The 19,706-nt window shown below is 77.8% G+C and carries 11 protein-coding genes; 8 read left to right on the top strand and 3 right to left on the bottom strand.

What is annotated here, in order from left to right; all coding sequences use genetic code 11:
• Positions 1–62 precede the first annotated feature (62 nt).
• From ACIA8Q_RS02585 to ACIA8Q_RS02570, 4 genes are all read left to right on the top strand, one after another.
• Positions 63–1,607: a hypothetical protein gene (locus ACIA8Q_RS02585; RefSeq protein ID WP_360216887.1), complete on the top strand. Its 1,545-nt coding sequence runs from the start codon at positions 63–65 to the stop codon at positions 1,605–1,607.
• 157 nt (positions 1,608–1,764) lie between these two features.
• A complete protein-coding gene (locus ACIA8Q_RS02580; protein ID WP_360216889.1) occupies positions 1,765–5,208 on the top strand; it encodes a right-handed parallel beta-helix repeat-containing protein in 3,444 nt (1,147 codons plus the stop codon).
• On the top strand, positions 5,205–6,641 hold the full coding sequence (locus ACIA8Q_RS02575; RefSeq protein WP_360216892.1) for a S8 family serine peptidase: 1,437 nt from the start codon (positions 5,205–5,207) through the stop codon (positions 6,639–6,641). Before ACIA8Q_RS02580 ends, ACIA8Q_RS02575 begins: the two co-directional genes overlap by 4 nt.
• A gap of 254 nt (positions 6,642–6,895) precedes the next feature.
• Complete coding sequence (locus ACIA8Q_RS02570) at positions 6,896–7,318, top strand: carboxymuconolactone decarboxylase family protein (protein ID WP_360216894.1); 423 nt, start codon at positions 6,896–6,898, stop codon at positions 7,316–7,318.
• Positions 7,319–7,638: 320 nt separating this feature from the next.
• On the opposite strand, the gene ACIA8Q_RS02565 is transcribed toward ACIA8Q_RS02570, so the two are convergent.
• A complete protein-coding gene (locus ACIA8Q_RS02565) occupies positions 7,639–8,115 on the bottom strand; it encodes an OsmC family protein (protein WP_360216897.1) in 477 nt (158 codons plus the stop codon).
• 272 nt (positions 8,116–8,387) lie between these two features.
• Positions 8,388–9,752, bottom strand: a complete 1,365-nt coding sequence (locus ACIA8Q_RS02560) for a MinD/ParA family protein (RefSeq protein WP_396316641.1) — start codon at positions 9,750–9,752, stop codon at positions 8,388–8,390.
• A gap of 348 nt (positions 9,753–10,100) precedes the next feature.
• Here ACIA8Q_RS02560 and ACIA8Q_RS02555 point away from each other — a divergent pair, with 348 nt between their 5' ends.
• The 3 genes from ACIA8Q_RS02555 to ACIA8Q_RS02545 all read left to right on the top strand — a co-directional run bounded on the left by ACIA8Q_RS02555 (position 10,101) and on the right by ACIA8Q_RS02545 (position 13,550).
• Positions 10,101–11,909 (top strand): alkyl/aryl-sulfatase, encoded by a 1,809-nt coding sequence (locus ACIA8Q_RS02555; RefSeq protein WP_396316640.1) that lies wholly within the window; start codon positions 10,101–10,103, stop codon positions 11,907–11,909.
• A 419-nt stretch (positions 11,910–12,328) separates the two neighbouring features.
• The gene (locus ACIA8Q_RS02550; RefSeq protein ID WP_360216906.1) at positions 12,329–12,679 is read left to right on the top strand and encodes a hypothetical protein; all 351 of its coding nucleotides are present in this window, start codon (positions 12,329–12,331) and stop codon (positions 12,677–12,679) included.
• A gap of 178 nt (positions 12,680–12,857) precedes the next feature.
• On the top strand, positions 12,858–13,550 hold the full coding sequence (locus ACIA8Q_RS02545; RefSeq protein ID WP_360216909.1) for a sigma-70 family RNA polymerase sigma factor: 693 nt from the start codon (positions 12,858–12,860) through the stop codon (positions 13,548–13,550).
• 65 nt (positions 13,551–13,615) lie between these two features.
• Here ACIA8Q_RS02545 and ACIA8Q_RS02540 read toward each other — a convergent pair whose 3' ends face one another.
• Complete coding sequence (locus ACIA8Q_RS02540; protein ID WP_360216912.1) at positions 13,616–16,474, bottom strand: AfsR/SARP family transcriptional regulator; 2,859 nt, start codon at positions 16,472–16,474, stop codon at positions 13,616–13,618.
• 288 nt (positions 16,475–16,762) lie between these two features.
• Between ACIA8Q_RS02540 and ACIA8Q_RS02535 the strand changes: the two genes are divergently transcribed.
• Entirely contained in the window at positions 16,763–19,462 is a 2,700-nt protein-coding gene (locus tag ACIA8Q_RS02535; protein WP_396316639.1) for a BTAD domain-containing putative transcriptional regulator, read from the top strand.
• The last annotated feature ends 244 nt before the right edge of the window (positions 19,463–19,706 follow it).

Below are 19,706 nucleotides of genomic sequence, written 5' to 3'. Positions count from 1 at the left end.
ACCGGGTCCGGGCCGGCGGCGGGTCCCTGCCGAGGATCGTCGTCGAGGGCCAGGGGGCCAGGGTGGGCAAGGACCGGAGCGGCCGGGCGAGCCGGACCGAGGGGTCGGAGGGCGCCGGGATCCAGCTGCCCGCCGTGGCGTGGGTCGTGCCCGAGGAACTGGCGTCCCGTCAGGCGGTCTCCGCGGCGGGCGCTGCCGCGGTGGCGGTCGGGGCGGTCGCCGAGGAGGCGCCCGAGGCCGGGGTGAACGCGAACGAGGCGAAGGCCGCTCCCGCCTCCGGCGCGGCTCCCGCACTGCCCGACCCGGACCCGGCGCCGGCTGCCACGGCGTCCCCGACCCGAGCCGCCACCACCCCCGCCACCGCGACGTCCCCCGCTACGACGTCCCCCGCTACGACGTCCCCCGCCGCGGCGGCCGCCACCGCCGCCAGCGCGCCCGCCGGGGTGAGCGCCGTCCCCGGCGAGGCGCCGGGCGAGGAGGAGGAGAGCGGCGGCCCCCGCCGGATCTCCCGGCCGATGGTGGCCGCCGCGGTGATCGCGGGTCTGGTGCTGGTCGGTGTGCCGCTCGGCATCGCGAAGTTCGGCGGGGAGGACCCGGGGCCGTCCGGCGCGGAGGGCCCGCCGCCCGCCGGGTACACGCAGCAGGACGGCGGCAACGGGTTCGTCCCGGGTGCCGACGCGCACGGGAACGTGCCGGCCGAGCAGCCCGTGGCGGCCGGTCAGCCGGTCGACGCCGCGGGCCCGCCGCCCGGTGACGGCGCTGCGGCGGCGGCCGGTGGTGCGGCCGCCGCCGGCGGTGCCCCGGTGGACCAGGGCGCCGGTGGCGGGCAGTCCGTGCCGTTCGCCGGCCGGGTGGCCGCAGGGGGCCCCGCACCGGCGGCGACGACCGGCAAGCCGGACGCAGCCCGCACCTCCGGTGGCGCCCCGGCCGGGCAGGGCGGTGGCGGCGCCGGGGCACCGCAGAGCCAGCCGCAGCAGGGCCAGGCGCCCCAGCAGCCGCCGGCCGCGCAGCAGCCGCCCGCGGCCCCGCAGCCCGCCCCGCCGGCCCCCGCCCCGCCCGCGGCCAAGCCCGCCCAGCCGGCGCCGCCCCCGCCGCCGACCTACGCGGCCGTGGCCGGACCGTCGTGCGGCGGCAGCACCACCACGCAGTCGTACGGCTGGTACGACAACGGGCAGTCGGGGTGGCGCACCAACTCCGGCGGCTACTCGGGCGACGGCTGCAACGGGTCCTACTACTCGGTGCCGATGTCGGGCGACGCCAAGGACGACGGCAACTCGGTGGTCTGGACGTTCAACACCGCGCCGGTCACCACGGGCAGCTGCAAGCTGTCGGTCTACGTGCCCGGCAGCGGGGACGTGAAGGCGGTCGGCGGCGCCCCGACGTACTACTCCGTGCAGAACAAGTCGGCGCCCGGCACCGGGACGATCGACTCGTTCACCGTCAACCAGGTCTCCAGCCGGGGCCAGTGGGTCTCGGTGGGGACGTTCCCGCTCAGCGGCGGCAAGATCGCCGTGATGCTGCACACCCGGGGCCTGGACTGGTCGGGTTCCACGAAGACGTACGCCCACCACGCCGCGTCCGCGGTCCGGGCGTCCTGCACGGGCTGACCCCCGGCCCGCCCCGCCCGGACGGCCCGCCCCGCCCGCCCTGCCTGCACCGCCCGCCCTGCCTGCACCGCCCACCCGGCCCGCCCGACGGCACGACGCCACCCGGCCCGGCCCGCACCACGGCCCCCGGGCCACGAACGACGGAGGAGAACGCACCATGATCCGCCATGTGCTGACGGTCAGCGCGGAGCAGCACGACGGCGGCGGCTACCGCACCATCGGCGCCGCGCTCGACGCGGCCCGCAGCGGCACGGTGATCAGCGTCCGTCCGGGCCGCTACGAGGAGAACCTGGTGATCACCAAGATGGTGACCATCACCGCCGAGGAGGCCCGCGGCAGCGTCCGGATCTCCCCCCGGCGCGGCGCGGTGGTGCAGGTGGTGGCCGAGGCGGTCCAGCTGACCGGGCTGGTGCTCCAGGGCCGGGACGAGGAGCTGCCGGCCGTCGACGTCCCGCGCGGGCAGGCGGCCCTGGACGACTGCGAGGTCGTCGGCAACTCGTGGACGGCCCTGTTCACCCGTGAGCAGGGGGCGCTCGCCATGCGCGGCTGCCGGGTCGTCAACCCGGCCGGCGCCGGGATCGTCGAGACGTCCACCGGGACCAGCGTGATCGAGGACTGCGTGGTCGAGCACCTCGGCAGCTCCGCCGTGGTGATCGGCGAGCGGGCCGACCCCGTCGTCCGCAACTGCGTCCTGCGCGACGCCCGCGGCAACGGCGTCTGCGCCAACGGGGAGGGCCGCGGCACCATCGAGGACTGCGAGATCTCCGCCACCGACAAACCGGGGATCGCGCTGGAGGAGCACAGCAGCACCCGGGTGCTGCGCACCACCGTGCGCGCCGCGCCGATCGGGGTCTTCGTCGACTCCGCCGCCCGGGTGCTGCTGGAGGACTGCACGGTCGAGGACATCCGCGGCCACGGCCTGGTCCTGGCGGGCGGCACCGATCCGCTGGTGCGGCGCTGCCGCACCGCGCGCACCAAGGGCCACGGCATCCACGTCACCGGGCGTTCCCGGGGCGGCTTCGAGGGGTGCGAGGTGCTCGCCCCGGAGCTGGCCGGCATCCTGGTCGACGAGGCCTCCAGCCCGGCCCTGACCCGCACTGTCGTGCGTGACGGCGGCGCCGCGGGCGTCGAGCTGGTCGGCGAGAGCGCCGCCGAGTTCGACCGGCTGGAGGTGCGTGGCGCGGCCGGCGCGGGGGTGAGCGTGCGCGACGGCGCCAACCCGCTGCTGCGCCGGCTGGACGTCACCGAGGTGCGCGGCCACGGCGTCGAGGTGCTGCGGGAGGGGCGCGGCCGGCTGGAGTCCTGCGTCCTGGCCGCCACCGGGCTGGCCGCTCTGCGGGTCGCCGACGGCGGCAACACCCAGGTGGGCGGCACCACCGTGCGCGGCACGGCCGGCGGCCGGGCCGCCGGAGGCAAGGGGGCCGCGGCTCCGGGCGGCGTCCCCGGGGTCGAGGTCGGACACGGCGGCACCGCCTCACTGCGCGACTGCGACATCGCCGGGTGCACCGCCGACGGCGTCGTCGTCGAGGACGGCGGCGAACTGACCATGGCCCGCTCCCGGTCGCACGGCAACCGGCGGCACGGCGTCCTGCTGGCCGCGGGCAGCCGGGCCGCCCTGACCGGCTGCGAGATGGCCGACAACGCCCGCGACGGGCTGCGCGCCGAGTCCGAGGAGCCGATCAGGATCACCGGCTGCACCGTCACCGGCAACCGCGGCGCGGGCCTGTCCCGGACCGGGTCCGGTGACCGGCTGTCCGTCGAGGACCTGACCAGCCGGGAGAACGGGCGGGCCGACGGCGGGGGCACCGCGACCGCCGGGGCGGGGAGCGGCCCGGCGGCCGACCGGCCGGGCGGTGCGCCGGGCGACGGGGGCGTCGACGGAGCCGGGCCCCCGGCGGAGCAGCCCGCCGACCCTCCGCCGGCCGAGCCCGAGGGCCCGCAGGCCGCGCTGCAGGCGCTGGTCGGCCTGGAGGGGGTCAAGGAGCAGGTCGCCACCCTGGTCAACCTCAACAAGCTGGCCCGGCGCCGCGAACAGGCCGGCATGCCGGCCCTGCCGATGGGCCGCCACCTGATCTTCGCGGGGCCGCCGGGCACCGGCAAGACCACCGTCGCCCGCCTCTACGGCGCCATCCTCGCCGAGCTCGGCGTGCTGCGCAGCGGGCACCTCACCGAGGTGGCCCGGGCGGACCTGGTCGCCTCCATCGTCGGCGGCACGGCGATCAAGACCACCGAGGTGTTCCAGTCGGCACTCGGCGGAGTGCTGTTCATCGACGAGGCGTACACGCTCTCCGCCGGATCCGGCGGCACCGGGCCGGACTTCGGCCGCGAGGCGATCGACACCCTCGTCAAGCTGATGGAGGACCACCGGGACGACGTGGTGGTGATCGTCGCCGGCTACTCGGAGGAGATGCGCTCCTTCCTCGGCTCCAACCCCGGCCTGGCCTCGCGCTTCAGCCGCAGCGTCGAGTTCCGCAACTACTCGGCGGAGGAGCTGGTCACCATCGTCGAACGGGCCGCCGCCGGGCACGGCTTCGAACTCGCCGACGACACCCGGGAGGTGCTCGGGGAGCACTTCACCCGGATGCCCAAGGGAGCCGACTTCGGCAACGGCCGCGCCGCCCGCAAGGTCTTCGAGGAGATGGTCGACCGCCAGGCGTCCCGGCTGGCCGCCCTCCCCGACATCACCGACGCCGACCTCGCCCGGCTGCTCCCCGAGGACCTCGGCGCGGAGCTCGCCGCCACGGCCCGCCCCGCCGGCCCGGGCGGGCCCGGCGGCGGCAGCGAACTGCTCGACCGGCTGCGGTCGATGGTCGGACTGGCGGCGGCCAAGGAGCAGGTCGAGAACCTCGTCAACCTGATCACCCAGGCCCGTCGCCGCGAGGAGGCCGGCCTGCCGACCGCCCGGATCAGTCACCACCTCGTCTTCGCGGGGCCGCCCGGCACCGGCAAGACCACCGTCGCCCGGCTGTACGGCGCGCTGCTCGCCGAGCTCGGCGTCCTGCCGCGCGGCCAGCTGGTCGAGGCCGCCCGGGCCGACCTGGTCGGCCGCTACATCGGGCACACCGCCCAGCTCACCCGCGACGCCTTCGAACGCGCCCGCGGCGGCGTGCTGTTCATCGACGAGGCCTACACCCTCACCCCGCGCGGCGCGGCCGCGGGCGGCGACTTCGGCCAGGAGGCGGTGGACACCCTGATGAAACTGATGGAGGACCACCGCGACGAGGTCGTCGTGATCGTCGCCGGCTACCAGGACGAGATGCAGGGCTTCCTCGGCTCCAACCCCGGTCTGGCCTCCCGCTTCTCCCAGCAGATCGCCTTCGACCACTACAGCACCGGCGAACTCGTCACCATCGTGCGGATGCAGGCCGAGGAGGCCGGCTACGTCTGCGCGCCCGAGACGCTGGCCGCGCTCGCCGAGCTGTGCGAGGCCGTCCCGCGGGACCGCACCTTCGGCAACGGCCGTTTCGCCCGGCAGACCCTGGAGTCGATGGTCACCCGGCAGGCCGGCCGCCTCGCCCGGCTCGACGTCGGCGACCTCTCCGAACTCAGCCTGCTGCTGCCCCAGGACATCCCCGGGTCGGCGCAGCGGAGCGCGGTGTGACGGCGGGGGAGAGGAGGACGCCCGGGACACCGGCGACACGGGCGACACGGGCGACTCCGGGGCCGGCGGGCACGGCGGCCCGCGCGGCCGCGGCCGCGCTCTGTTGCGGCGCCCTGCTGCTCCCGGCCGGGCCCGCCCTGGCGGCCCCGGCGGCGCCCCCCGCCGCCCCCGGGGCGTCCGGGCCCGCCACCGTCCCCGGCACCGTCGCCGGCACGTCCGCGGCCGTCGCCGGGACGCCGGCGGCCCGCGCCCGACCGGCCGCCCCGGGCGCCTCCGCCGCCGCCCCCGGCGGGGCCGAGCCCTCCGCCCTGCCGCTGGTCGCCCAGAACCGGGGCAGCGGGCGGCCCGACGGCTGCCTCAAGCCCTCCGACAAGGGCACCGACCGCACCCCCTGGGCGCAGGCCTACCTGCGCCCCGAGGCCGCCTGGGAGCTCAGCCGCGGTGCCGGGGTGACGGTCGCCGTGGTCGGCTCGGGTGTCGACCCCGGCTCCGGCGTCCTGGAGGGCCGCCTCACCCCCGGGCCGCGCGAGTACGGTGGCACCGGCGACTCCACCCGCGACTGCGTCGGCCACGGCACCTTCCTCGCCGGGCTCGTCGCCGCGCGCCGCCAGGACGGCGTCGGCTTCGCCGGGATCGCGCCCGAGGCGCGGATCCTCGCCGTCGCCGTGACCGACGACGCGGGGAACACCACTCCGGCCGCGCTGGCCAAGGGGATCCGGGACGCCGCCGACGGCGGGGCCCGGGTGATCGCCGTCGGCGTCACCGTGTCGACGGGCGAGGCCGAACTCGCCGACGCCGTCCGCCACGCCGCCGAGCGCGGCGCGCTGGTGATCGCCCCGGCCGCCCCTGACCAGGGCGGCTCAGGGTCCTCCGGTGCGGCGCCGCCCCCCGTCCTGCCCGCCGCCCTCCCGGGCGTCCTCGCCGTGGCCGACCTCGCCCCCGACGGTGCCCCGCCGAGCGGCGCCGCGGATCCGGCCAGGGTCGACCTGGTGGCCCCGGGCGACGCCGTGCTGAGCGTCGGCCCCGGCGGCAAGGGCCACTTCACCGGCGCCGGGCCCAGCTTCGCCACGGCCGTGGTGGCCGGCGCCGCGGCGCTCGCCCTGGCCTACCGGCCGGACCTCACCCCGGAGCGCCTCGCCGACCGGCTCCGGACCACCGCCTACCACCCGGGCACCGCCCTGCCCGACCCGCTCCTCGGCTACGGCACCGTGGACCCGCTGGCCGCCGTCAGCGCTCCCGTCGCCGGTGACCCGGCGCCCCGCAGCGCCCCGACGGTCACCGTGCTCCGGCCCCCGCCAGCGGACCCCTCCGGGCACCAGGCCGTCGTCATCGCGGCCGCCACCACCGCCGGGGTGGCCTTCGTGGTCGGCGCCGCCGCGCTCGGCACCGCCGGTCGCCGCCGCTCCTGGCGCCCGGGCCGCTGGTCCGTCTGACGCCGGGTCACGGCCGCGGCACCGCACCGCCTCCCCGGCGCGGCGGCCCCGGCCGCCCTTTCGCCTCCCGCCGTCGGCGCCACGAGTGTGCGTACGGGGCCGTCGGACGGCGGGGCTTGAGTTGGAGTGCACTCCAACGTCTAACGTCCTGTCATGACCGCGGGCCGCCCGGCCCGGTGGTCGGACACCACCGGTCGGACCGCACCGGACAGGACGACGGGCCGCCTCCGCGCGGCCGGAACGGAAGCACCCGCATGGACACCCCCGTGAACCCCGCCGAGACCCGCCAGGACCGCTTCGACCGGGGCATGGAGGTCCTCACCCGGGTCGACGGCGAGGGCGGGCAGCGGGTGGTCGACGCGCTGGCCGACATCAGCCCCGAGCTCGCCCACCAGGTGGTCGCCTGGGGCTTCGGCGAGATCTACCGGCGCCCCGGGCTGGCGCCGCGGGACCGGCAGCTGGTCACCCTGGGCATGCTGACGGCGCTCGGTGGCTGCGAGCCCCAGCTGGACGTGCACGTCAACGCCTCGCTCAACGTCGGCCTCACCCCCGAGGAGATCGTCGAGGCGCTGCTGCACTCCGCCGCCTACTGCGGCTTCCCCAAGGCGCTCAACGCGACCTTCGTCGCCAAGAAGGTGTTCGCCGAGCGCGGCCTGCTCCCGGTCGCCGCCGACTGACACGCTCTCGGCCTGATTCGGCACCTGCCCGGCCTCCGCGGCCGGGCAGGTCCGAACACCGACGAGGACCCTCGGCCCCGACGACGCCCGCTTCGCCGCCGCCCGGACCCGCTGCGGGCTCGCCGGAACGCTCCACGCGATCGGCGGCCCCGCGGGCAGCGGTCACTGGTGCGTGCCGACGTCGGAGGAACCGTGCGACGAGGTGGCCGGCTACATCGCCGTGCTGCTGGACCGGCCGGGGCGGTGGTCGGGGCCGGCGACCGCCCCGGCCGGCCCGCTGCTCCGGGCCGGACTGCTCCGGGCCGGTCGGACCGGTCCCGTCATTCCCGGCCCGCGACCGTCACCTCGGGCTCGTGCAGCACCGGGAAGTTGACCGAGTTGGCGATGAAGCAGCCGCGGTTCGCCTCCGTGTGCAGGGCGAGGGCCCTCTCCACCATGCCCGCCTCGGCGACCTCGATCCGCGGGTGCAGCACCACCGAGGTGAAGTGCCCGCTGCCGGCGGCGACGGCCATGGTGCCCACCGGGCGGTCGACGTACGAGGTCACCACGACCCCGTTCACCGCGCACTGGTACAGGTACGACATCAGGTGGCACTGAGCGAGCGCGGCGAGCAGCAGCTGCTCCGGGTTCCAGCGCGCCGGGTCGCCGCGGAAGGCGGGGTCGGCTGAGCCGAGGATGGTCGGCAGGCCCTCGACGGCTACGTCGTGGTCGCGGGAGTAGGAGCGGTAGTCGCTGGTGCCGGCGCCCAGATTGCCGGTCCAGGTGATCTCGGCGGTGTACGCGTACTGCCTGGCCATGCGGATGCCTCCGAGCGGGCGGATACGGGCGTTCTCCGGGCGGACTCCGGCCGGGCCGTGGGCCGGAAGGGCCGCGGCCCGGCCAGTCAACCGCAGCGAGGCGCCCCGCGCGAGGCCCGGCGTCGTTCGGCCACCCGGTCGAGGACCACCCGGAGGTCGGCGTGACGCGCTTGATGCCGACCGGCGACCGGTTGGCAGCGCGGGCTTCGAGGTGGGTGGTCGCGGCCCGCTTCTGCATCGAGGGCCGGGAGTACCACGGCTGACCTCCGCGGTCACGGGCCGAGTACGGGCCCGAGTGCGGGCGCGGGCGCGACGAGGGGGATGCCCGCGGCGACCAGCGCGGTGAGTTCGAGGTAGCTGCGACGGGTCCGCGGGCGGAGCTTGGCGGGGTCGAACTCGCCGCCGAGGGCCAGGTGTTCGTCGAAGGGCAGGACGACGACACCGCGGCACCGGCGCTCGAAGTGGGCGACCAGCTCCTCGACCCGGATGGACCGGCCACCGGCCCGGATGCCGGAGATCAGCGTGACGCTGCGCTCCGCGAGGTGGGCGTAGCCGTTGGCGCGGAGCCACTCCAGGGTGCTGTCGGCGCTGCTCGCGCCGTCGACGCCGGTGGTGGCGGTGACGACGAGCTGGTCGGCGAGGTCGAGGACGGCGCGGGTGGAACCGTGCAGCAGGCCGGTGCCGCAGTCGCTGAGGACGATCGGGTACTGGCGGCTGAGCAGCTCGACGAGCCGGCGGTAGTCCTCGCCGCCGAAGCCGTTGGCGACGGCGGGGTCGGCGTGGTTGGCGATGACCTCCAGCCCGCTGGGGGTGAGCGAGGTGAAGCGCCGGACGTCCATGTACCCGGAGATGCCGGGTGCGGCGGCGAGCAGGTCCTGGATGGTCGCGGGGGTCTCACGGTGGATCCGGCGGCCGAGGGTGCCGGTGTCCGGGTTGGCGTCGACGGCGATGACCTTGTCGGCGCGGGTCCCGGCGAGGACGGAGCCGAGCGCCAGGGTGGCCGAGGTCTTGCCGACCCCGCCCTTGAGGCCGACGACGGCGATCCGGAAGGAGCGGTGCAGCGGGGTGCGGATGGTGGCCGTGAGCCGCTCCCGTTCGCGTTCCCGCTCGCCCCGGGCGAGGCCGAGGCCGCGGCCGAGCCCGCCGGACAGGGCGGGGAGGCCGAGGGACCGCCGGGGCCGGGGCGCGGCGGCTGAAGGCTGCGGCGCCGGGGCCGCCGCCGGGACGTGAGCGGCGGGTGCGAAGCGTGGCGCCGGTGGCACCGGCAGGGCCGGTGGCACGGGGGCGAGCCGGGCGAAGGGCGGCGGGACGGCCGGGACGGCCGGGACCGACGGGGCCGGGCTCGGGGCGGGCCGGGCCTCCGGGGGCACCAGGACGGTGCCGAGGACGTCCAGCGGCCGGCGCCAGTCGGGCGAGGGCGCCGTTGCCGGCCCCGTCGTCGCCGGCCCGGGCCCGGTGGGCGGCGCCGCGGTCGCCCCGGCGGGCCCCCCGACGGCTGCCCCGGCGAGGACCGGGGCGGCCACCCCGGCGGCTGCCCCGGCGGACGTGGTGCGAGGGCCGTAGTCGGGGGCGAGGTCCCAGTCCGGGCCCTGCGCCAGACGGTGCACCCGCCCGGTGTGCGTGTGGTCGGCGGCCACCTGTTCGCCTCCTGTCGCCGTGTCGGCCCCGTCTCGTGCCGCGGTCGCCGGCGCCCCCGACGCCGACCGCGCGCGGGCCGTCCGACCCGTTCAACGGACGGGAGGGGCCACCGCGTTCAACGCCCCCGACGGCGGCGTCCTGCTCACCTGCGGGGTCGCGCCCGGCGAGGGCGCCCGGCCGGGAGGGGCGGGACCGGTCCGCGCCGCGCCGCCCGACCGGTGCGGAACCCACCCGAACGGCACGGCGGACGGGCGCCCGGCCCGGCGGCGGCCAAGAATCGGGAAGGTCGTGCGACGGGCGGGGCGCCCCCTCGCCCGCGCCGCCGCCCCTGGCGACTGGAGGCAGGAATGACGGCGCTGGACTTCTCCGACCGGACGGACTTCGAGGACGCCGACCGCGGGTTCCTGGCCGGGCCCCCGTCCGGCACGGTCACCGGTCGCGACGGCCGGGTCGTCTGGGACTTCGAGCGCACGGCGTTCCTGGCGGGCGACTGCCCGGAGACCGTCCACCCGAGCCTGTGGCGGCAGTCCCAGCTGTGCGCCCGCGCCGGCCTGTACGAGGTCACCGAGGGCGTGTACCAGGTCCGCGGCTACGACCTGTCGAACATGACCCTGATCGAGGGGGAGCGCGGCGTCGTGGTGGTGGACCCGCTGGTGTCCGCCGAGACGGCCGCGGCGGCCCTCGCGCTCTACCGGGACCGGCGCGGCGACCGGCCGGTCACCGGGGTGGTCTTCACCCACTCGCACATCGACCACTTCGGCGGGATCCTCGGGGTCCTCGCCCCCGGCGACGGCACGCCGGTCCTCGCCCCCGCCGGGTTCCTGGCGAACTCGGTCGCGGAGAACGTCTACGCGGGCACGGCGATGCTGCGCCGCGGCATGTACTACTCGGGCGCGGCCGTGCCGCCCGGCCCGACCGGGCAGGTCGGCATGGGGCTCGGCTTCGCCGCCTCGGAGGGCGAGCCCGGGCTGGTCGCGCCGACCCTGGAGATCACCCGCACCGGGCAGGAGGAGACGCTCGACGGCGTGCCGTTCCGGTTCCAGCTCACCCCCGGCACCGAGGCGCCGTCCGAACTGAACTTCCACCTGCCCGCGCACCGCGCGCTCTGCACGGCCGAGAACGCCACCCACAACCTGCACAACATCCTGACCCTGCGCGGCGCGCTGGTCCGCGACGCCCGGGTCTGGTCGCGCTACCTGAACGAGACGCTGACCCTGTTCGGCGCGGACAGCGACGTCCTGTTCGCCTCGCACCACTGGCCGACCTGGGGCACCGACCGGATCGCCCGCTTCCTCGCCGAGCAGTGCCAGCTCTACGGCTACCTGCACGACCAGACCCTGCGGCTGCTCAACCAGGGCCTGACCGGCACCGAGATCGCCGAGCGGGTCGAACTGCCGCCGCGGCTCGCCGCCGCCTGGCACACCCGCGGCTACTACGGCTCGGTCAGCCACAACGTCAAGGCGGTCTACCAGCGGTACATGGGCTGGTACGACGGCCACCCGTCCTCGCTGTGGGAGCACCCGCCGGCCGCGAGCGCCCGCCGCTACGCGGACTGCATGGGCGGCGTCGACGCGGTGGTCGCCAAGGCCCGCGGCTACGCCGACGACGGGGACCTGCGCTTCGCCGCCCAACTGCTGCGGCACGCCGTCTTCGCCGACCCGGAGCACGCCGCAGCGCGCGAGCTGCTGGCCGGCACCTTCGAGCGGCTGGCCTACGGCGCGGAGTGCGCGACCTGGCGCAACTGCTACCTGATGGGCGCCAGGGAGCTGCGCCACGGCGTCGAGCGCACCGCCATCGCCTCCTCCGGCCTGGCCGGCGCGCTGACCGTGGAGCAGCTCTTCGACGCGATCGCGATCCGGATCGACGGCCCGCGCGCGTGGGACCTGCGGGCGGTGATCGACTGGCACGTCACCGACCTGGACCAGTACCACCGCACCACACTGGAGAACGGCGTCCTGGTGCACGCCCCGGTCGCCCCCGACCTCTTCGGCGCCGGGACGGACGCGGCCTTCACGCTGACCAGGGAACAGCTGGTGGTCCTGCTGGCCGGCCGGCAGCCCGAGGGCGTCACCGTGGCCGGGGACCCGACGGCGCTGAGCGCGCTGCGCTCGGTCGTCGACCGGGTCGACCCGGACTTCCCGATCGTCACACCGTAGGGAGTGTCGTGCGGACCACTCCCCGGGGCCCGTGAACCGCCCCCGGCGGGGGGCCCGTTGAGCGGGTCGGGGCGCGCGGCGCGCCCCGACGGCCCGGGAGGACCCGTATGCGCACCACCCCGCACCCCACGATCCGCGCCACGGCCCGGCCGAGGGCCCGCCACGGCTCCTCGGGCACGGCCTAGGACGCCCCCGGCGGCGCCTTGTGGATCTTGACGGACACGGCGGGGATCCGCAGGATACCGCCGAGCCGTACCGGCCGGGCCGACCCGGTGGCAGCCGGGCGGCCGTACCGGAAAACCCTCTGCCGGACCGGCTGTCAGTGGATACCGTCTCCGGGTGGCACTCGGTGCACGCCGAGTGTCATGCAGGAGGAACCGGCGTGAGTCCCGTGCGAACGGGACGGGGGAGGGACAACGATGGATCCGGACGGGCCGGACGTGCGCGAGGTCGTCGCGGCGCTGGTGCGGCAGGTCGCTCCGAGCGAGCCCGGGCCGCCCGTGCTGGCGGTGCCCGAGGGGCCGGCCGAGGAGGTGATCGCCGTCGCCAGGCGGCTCGCCCTGCGGGCGCTGCCGGCCGAGCGGTGGCGGCCGGAGCCGCCGCCCGGCCTGCGACGGCTCGCCGAGGCGCTGGTGGTCGACGAGCACCCGTCGGCGACCGACTGGTCGTCCGCGGAGCGGGACCGGCTCGCGACCTGGGTCGCGGTGCTGATCGAGTACCACGGCGAGGACGGCGTCCAGGAGCTGGTGCGGGCGCTCAACGCGGCCTGACCCGGTGCGGGCCCGGCCCCGCGGCGGCGGCCCGGCCAGGGGCCGGGCCCGCGCGGGGCCGGGGGCGTTGGCGGATCGTTGGTGCGGCCTTGGCGGGCCCCGGCAGGCTGCTGCCGTAGCCGCCTGGGACGTCCGGTCGGTGGTCGCCCCGCCCCTGGCCCGATCTGAGAGGTCGCGCGTGTCGAAGCAGCCCGTCGCCCAGCCCCTGTCCGTCACCCAGCCGTCCGCCGGCCCGGCGGCCGGCACGGACCCGTCGGCCGCCACGGCTGCCGTCCCCGCGCAGCGCACCCCGCGGGACGCCCGCCCCACTCTCGACCCGGAGATCCTGGCCGAGATCCACCGGCTGCACGGCGGCTACCTGCTGCGCGCCCTGCTGCGTGCCACCGGCGGCGACCGCGGCAAGGCCGAGGACATCCTGCAGGAGACCCTGCTGCGCGCCTGGCAGCACCCGGAGGCGCTGTCCGCCGGAGCCGAGCAGGCCCGCCCCTGGCTCTTCACCGTCGCCCGCCGGATCGCCATCGACCACTACCGGATGGCCGCCGCCCGCGCCAAGGAGGTCATCGGCGAACCCCTGGAGGACCGCCCGCTCTGCGACGACCCGTACGAACAGGTGGTCGTCGCCCGGGACATCGCGCTGGCGCTGCGGCGGGTGCAGAAGCACCACCGCGAGGTGCTGGTCGAACTCCACCTGAAGGACCGCTCGGTGGTGGAGGCGGCGGCCCGCCTCGGGGTACCGCCGGGCACCGTCAAGTCCCGCAACTTCTACGCGATCCGGGCGCTGCGCCCGGTGCTGTCCGCGGAGCACGGCTACGGCCCGGGTGAGGGCCGCGGCGCCCGGGGCGGGGCCCGCTCCGGCGCCGTCGCGCAGTGACCCCGGCCGCGGCGCGGTGACCCCGGCCGTGGCGCGGTGACCGCCGGTCAGTCGGTGCCCCCCGGTCAGAACGACCGGGACGAGCGCAGCTTCAACGACTCCTCCAACCCGCCGGTGAACTCGCTCACGAACCCGGCCAGCCGGTCGTGGCGGTCGAACCGGTCCAGCGCCAGCCGCAGCCGCTTCGTCCCCTCGCGCTCCCGGCCGCGCGCCAGCAGCAGCCCGGCGTAGGACTGTTCGGCGATCGCGTGCAGGTAGAGCAGGCCCGCCTCCTCGCAGGCGGCCAGCAGCCGGTGCCAGGCCAGGTCGACCTCCTGGTCGTGGACGGTCGGCGGCAGCGACTGCGCCTCGGTCAGCATCGACCAGATGTGGACCTGGGTGACGGGGACGGCCGGCAGCAGCTGCCTGGCCTCGCGGGACCGGCGCTGCGCGCCCTCCCGGTCGCCGCCCGCCAGGTTCACCCAGCCCTGGTGGACGAGGGCGTCGACCAGCCGCCGGCGGTCCCCGGCCTCCAGCGCCAGCGCGGTCGCGGAGGCCGCCAGCCGGTCCGCCTCGGCGGCGCTGCCGGTCATCGCGGTGACCAGCCCCAGGGTGGCGAGCGCCCGGACGCGCGCCGACACGGCCACCGGCCCGGCCATCGACCGGGTGGCGTCCACGGCCTTGCGCACCACCTCGGCCGCCTCGTGGCGCCGTTCGAGCGCCACCAGGGCCTGCGCCCGGCTGACGTGCAGCAGCGCGCTCGCGACCGGGTCGCCGCAGCGCTCGGCCGCCGCCTCGCCCACCCGGGCGCACCGCAGCCAGTCGGTGAAGCGGCTGGCGCCGTAGTACAGCGACCCGCAGGTCAGGGCGAGCCGCCAGGCCCGGTCCGGGGCGGTGCTGTCGGCGGTGTCGATCAGCGCGCGGATCGCGGGTTCCTCCGCCCGGAACCAGTCCAGGGCGGTGCGGATGTCCGTCGCGGGCGGCAGCGCGTGCAGCGGCAGCACCGGGGCGTCGTCGTCCTCCTGGCCCGGGTCGAGGTACGCGCCGCAGTGCCGCAGCGCCGCGTGGTAGTAGTCCACCAGGCGCTCCCAGGCGAGGCGCCGGCACTCCTCGGGCTGCTCGGCGAGCAGCCCGGCGCTGAACAGCCGGACCAGTTCGGTGCGGCCGTAGCGGCCCGGGGCGGTGCCGGTGAGCAGGTGGTGGGCGGTCAGCTCGCCGAGCGCCCGGCGGGCGGCGACCGCGTCGGCCCCGAGCAGCGCGGCGCCGGCCAGGGCGTCCACCTCCCGGCCCGGGTGGACGGCGAGCAGGGTGAGCAGCTCGGCCGCGGTGGGGGAGAGCCGGCGGAAGGTGCGCCGCAGTTCGGTGGCGACACCGGTCGCGCCGTCGGCGTCCAGGACGGACAGGCGGGTGCCCTCGTCGGCGAGTTCGGCGGCCAGCTCGGCGATCGTCCAGTCCGGCCGGGTGGCCAGCCGGGCGGCGGCGATCCGCAGCGCCAGCGGCAGGTGGTCGCAGAGCGCGGCGAGCTCGGCGGCCGCGGCCGGTTCGGCCCGCAGCCGCTCGGTGCCCAGTGCCCCCTCCAGCAGCCGCAGGGCGTCGGCCTCGGGCAGCGCCTCCAGCCGCAGCAGTGCGGCGCCGTCGGCGGACACCAGGCCCTCCAGGGAGCCCCGGCTGGTCACCACGGTCGCGCAGCCCGGGCCCTCCGGCAGCAGGTCGGCGACCTGGTCGGCGTCGGCGGCGTCGTCCAGCACCACCAGCAGGCGCCGCCCCCGGGTGCGGTCGCGGTAGAGCGCGGCCCGGCCGTCGCGGTCCGCGGGCACGGCCTCCCGCGCGACCCCGAGGGCCTGCAGGAAGCGGTCCAGGGCGGTGTCCGGGTCCACCGGGCCCTCGGGGTCCAGCCCCTGCAGGTCGGCGAAGAGCTGCCCGTCCGGGAAGTCCGCGGCGCGGCCGTGCGCCCAGGAGGCGACCAGCGTGGTCTTGCCGGACCCGGCCGGGCCGACCACCAGCGCGAGGCCGTCCCCGGAACGCTCCGGGCCGCACTCGCGGTCCAGCCAGCCCGCCTCGGCCCCCCGGCCGACGACGTCGAGCGGCCGGCGGGGCAGCTGCCGCGGCACCCGCGGCACCGCCGCGGGGACGGCCGGGCCCGCGGGGGAGACCGGGGCGGTGAGCGTGGCGGTGCCCGCCGGGTCCGCGTCCTGCGCGCGGTCCCCGGACAGCACCTCGGCGAGCGCCGCCTCCAGCGCCGGGCCGGGCCGCAGCCCCAGCTCGCGGTCCAGCCGCCGCCGGGCCCGGTGGTAGGCCGCCAGCGCGTCCGCCGGCCGCCCGGCCTGGTGCAGGCAGCGCATCAGCAGCGCCACCATCTCCTCGCGCAGCCCGTCGGCGCGCACGTTCTGCTCGAGCGCGGGCACCGCCGCGGCGCCGCTGCCCTGGCGCAGCCGCAGGCCCGCCCAGCTGAGCACGGCGGCCGAGTGGGCCTGGTCCAGCTGGTCCACGGCGGCCGAGCGCAGCGCGGTGTCCGGGAGGTCGGCCAGCGCCTCGCCGCGCCACAGCCGCAGCGCCTGCTCCAGCAGCGCGATCGCCTCCGCGTCCGCCGCCCGGGAGCCGCGTCCGGCCCGCTCCCCGGCCCGGCCGGTCAGCGACTCGAAGAGCAGCGCGTCCACTTCGTCGGCCGGACCGTCCAGCAGGTAGCCGGGCGAGCGGGTGTGCAGCACGAACGGCGTGCCGGCGAGCGCCTTGCGCAGCGCGGCCACGTGCCCCTGCAGCGCCGCCCGGGCACTGGCCGGCGGCCGGTCGCCCCAGAGCAGCTCGGAGAAGCCGTCCACCCCGACCACCCGGCCGAGCCGCAGTGCCAGCAGCGCCAGGATCGCCCGGCGCTGCGCGCCCGGCAGCGACACGAACCCGTCCGTCCCGGCCCGCAGCTCGACCGGCCCCAGGAGCCGAATCCGCACCAGTTACCCCCACTCACCCCACGAGAACCAGGGCGTCCCCCCGCCCCACGACCACCGGGGGCGTGCCCCGGGGTGGTGCAGTGTAGTGCCCTGAACTGTCCTGTTCGCGCCAGATCGCCCGCCCGCGACGGCCGGGCGTGTCCCGCGCCACCCGGCACGGCGGCGGGCCGGCTCCCCGTGGCCCGGAGTTCGCGGACGGATCCTGCACCTATCCTCAAGAACGCCGGAAGGCCGCCCACGGTTGTCGGCGGCGGCGGATCCGCCGGCCACAGGGGAGGAGAGGGCCGCATGCACATCGACCTGCTCGGGCCGGTCGCCGTACGACGGGACGACGGGACGACGGTCACGCCCTCGGCTCCGAAACGCCGCGCCCTGCTCAGCACCCTCGCCATCCGGCTCAACCAGACCGTCGGCACCGACGAACTGATCGAGCTGGTCTGGGACGGCGAGGCCCCGCCCACCGCCCGGGCCGCGCTCCAGGGCCACGTCGCGGCCCTGCGGCAACTCCTCGACGACCCCCGGCTGACCCTCGACACCCGCGGCGGCGGCTACCTGCTCACCGGCGACCCGGACCGCGTCGACCTGCTGCGCTTCGGCCTGCTCTGCGACCGGGCGGGCGTGCTGCTGCCCACCCCGCCGCCGCCCGCCGGGCACGCCGGGACCGGCTCGCCCGACCCGGCCGTCCCGCTGCTGCGCACCGCCCTGGACCTCTTCCGTGGCCCGGCCCTCGCGGACTGCGGCTCCGCACTGCTGCGCGAGCGCACCCTGCCCTCCCTCACCGACCTGCGGCTGCGCGCCCTGGACCGGCTCGCCGAGGGGCTCCTGGGCGCCGGCCGCGGTGGCGAACTGGCCGCCGAGCTCGCCGAGGCTGCGGCCGCCCACCCGAGCCGTCAGACGCTCGCGGCCCGGCTGGTCCGCTGCCTCGAGCAGGCCGGCCGCCGGGACGAGGCGCAGGCCCGGTACGACCTGGCGGTCGCCCGGCTGGCCGGACCGCCCGGGCCGGATCTGCGCCGCGCCGGTGAGCTGCTGGCCGGCGGACCGGAACGGCCGGCCGACGACGCCGACCGCCCCACCCCGTTCGCGCGGCTCGGCCCCCCGGACCGCCGGTTCACCGGCCGGTCCGCCGACCTCGGCCGGCTGGACGCGGCCCTGGCCGACGCCGCCCGCAGCGGCCGCCCGATCCTGGTCACCGGGCCCGCCGGGGCGGGCAAGACCAGCCTGGTCCGGCACTGGGCGCAGCGCGCGGCCGGGCACTTCCCGGACGGCCTCCTGCACGCCGACCTGCTCGGCTTCGACCCGGCCGGGCCGCGGGAGCCCGCCGAGGTGCTGGCCGGCTTCCTGCTCGCCCTCGGCGAGCCGGCGGACGCCCTGCCCGCCTGCCCCGAGGAGCGGGCCCGGCGCTACCGGGAGCTGCTGGCCGACCGCCGGACGCTGGTCGTGCTGGACGACGCGTTCTCCTACGAGCAGCTCGCACCGCTGCTGCCCGACCCGCCCGCACCGGGCGGCGGCGCACCCGTCACCGTCGTCACCAGCCGCAGCCGGCTGCGCCACCTGCTGGTCCGGGAGGGCGGCACCGCCCTCCCGCTCGGCCCGCTCACCGCGGAGGGCGCGGCCGACCTCCTCGACCGCGCCCTCGGCACCGCGCGGGTGGCCGCCGAACCGGAGGCCGCCGCCGAGCTCGCCACCGCCTGCGACCACCTGCCGCTCGCCCTGCGGCTGGCCGCCGGCCGGCTCGCCGCCCACCCCGGCTGGTCGCTGGCCGACCTGGTCGAGGAGCTCGCCGACGAACAGACCGGCCTCTCCGCGCTGGCCGGCACCGGGCGCGGACCGCTCGGCCTCACCGCCGCCCTGGACCGCACCTACCGGACCCTGCCGCCCGCCCCCGCCCGGCTGTTCACCCTGCTCGGGCTGCACCCGGGCGCCGTCATCGACACCGCCACCGCCGCCGCGCTCGCCGACCTGCCGCGCGCCACCACCCGCACCCTGCTGACCCGGCTGGACGCCGTCCACCTCCTGGAGGAGACCACCCCCGGCCGGTACGCCCGGCGCGAGCTGGTCCGCCGTTACGCGGCTCGCCAGGCCGCCGAACTCACCTGCGACGAGCGGTTCGTGGCGCTCGACCGGCTGATCGCCCACTACCTCGCGGTCACCGCCGCGTGGACGGTGGACGGGGGCCCGCCGGCGCCCGCCGAGGCGGCCGCCTGGTTCGGGCGCGAGGAGGCCGCACTGCACGCCGTGGTGGTCTGCGCCGAGCAGTTCGGCCGGACGACGGAGGCCTGGCAGCTCGCGCACCGCACCAGCCTGCTCTACGAGGCCACCGGCCACGACCGGACGCACTGGCGGGCCGTCGTCGAGGCCGGCCTGCGGGCCGCGCACGCCTGCGCGGACCAGGCGGCCGTCGCCCGGCTGGCCACCGACCTCGCCGTCCTGCACGTCGAGCGGGCCGCCCACCGCACCGCGGCCGAGGAGCTGGACCGGGCCGTCGCCGCCGCGGACCGGGCCGGCGACCCGTTGCTGCGCCACCGTTGCCGCGGCCGGGTGGCCGGCGCGCTGCAGCGGGCCGGCCGCTACGACCAGGCCCTGGTGCTGTTCACCGACCTGGTCACCGCCGCCCGCGTCCCGGCCGTCGACGACCTGCTGGTCGGTGCGCTCACCGACCTGGCCGACGCCCTCGTGCTGGCCGGCGCCCCGGAGCCGGCCCTCGGCCACGCCGACGAGGCGGTGCGGATCGCCACCGGCCGCTCCGCCGACGCCGAGGCCGTCCTCGCCACCCAGAGCCGGGCCCGCGCCCTGCACGCCCTCGGCCGCGGCGACGCCGCGCTGTCCACCGCCCGGCTCGCCGTCGCCCTCGGGCGCACCGTCGGGGACGTCACGCTGGAGGCCCGCTCGCACGGGCTGCTGGCCGACCTGCTCTGCGCACTGGGCCGCACCGCCGAGGGCACGGCCGAACGGCGGCAGGCACAGGCCCTCGCCGCGGGCGAGCGCTGAGCGGGCCCGGGGCCGTCCCGGACCGGCGGTCGACGCGCGGACGGCGCCCGGGCCGGGCGCTCCCGCACCGGTGGTCCCCGTGCCGGGCCACGACCGCACAGGCAGAACCACAGGCAGAACTGTGGGCGGAAGTGATGGGCGCGACCACCCGTGCGGCGGACCGGCCCGACTGCCCGGCGGCCCGCTGCCGCCCGCCCGGGCGGTGCGCCCGCCGGGCGCCCGATGCGGGGAAAGGGTCGGGTAC

The organism is Kitasatospora sp. NPDC051705 (assembly GCF_044453265.1).
Classification (GTDB): domain Bacteria; phylum Actinomycetota; class Actinomycetes; order Streptomycetales; family Streptomycetaceae; genus Kitasatospora.
Note: the sequence above shows the minus strand (reverse complement) of the source record. Positions and strands in the feature narration are given on the sequence as shown.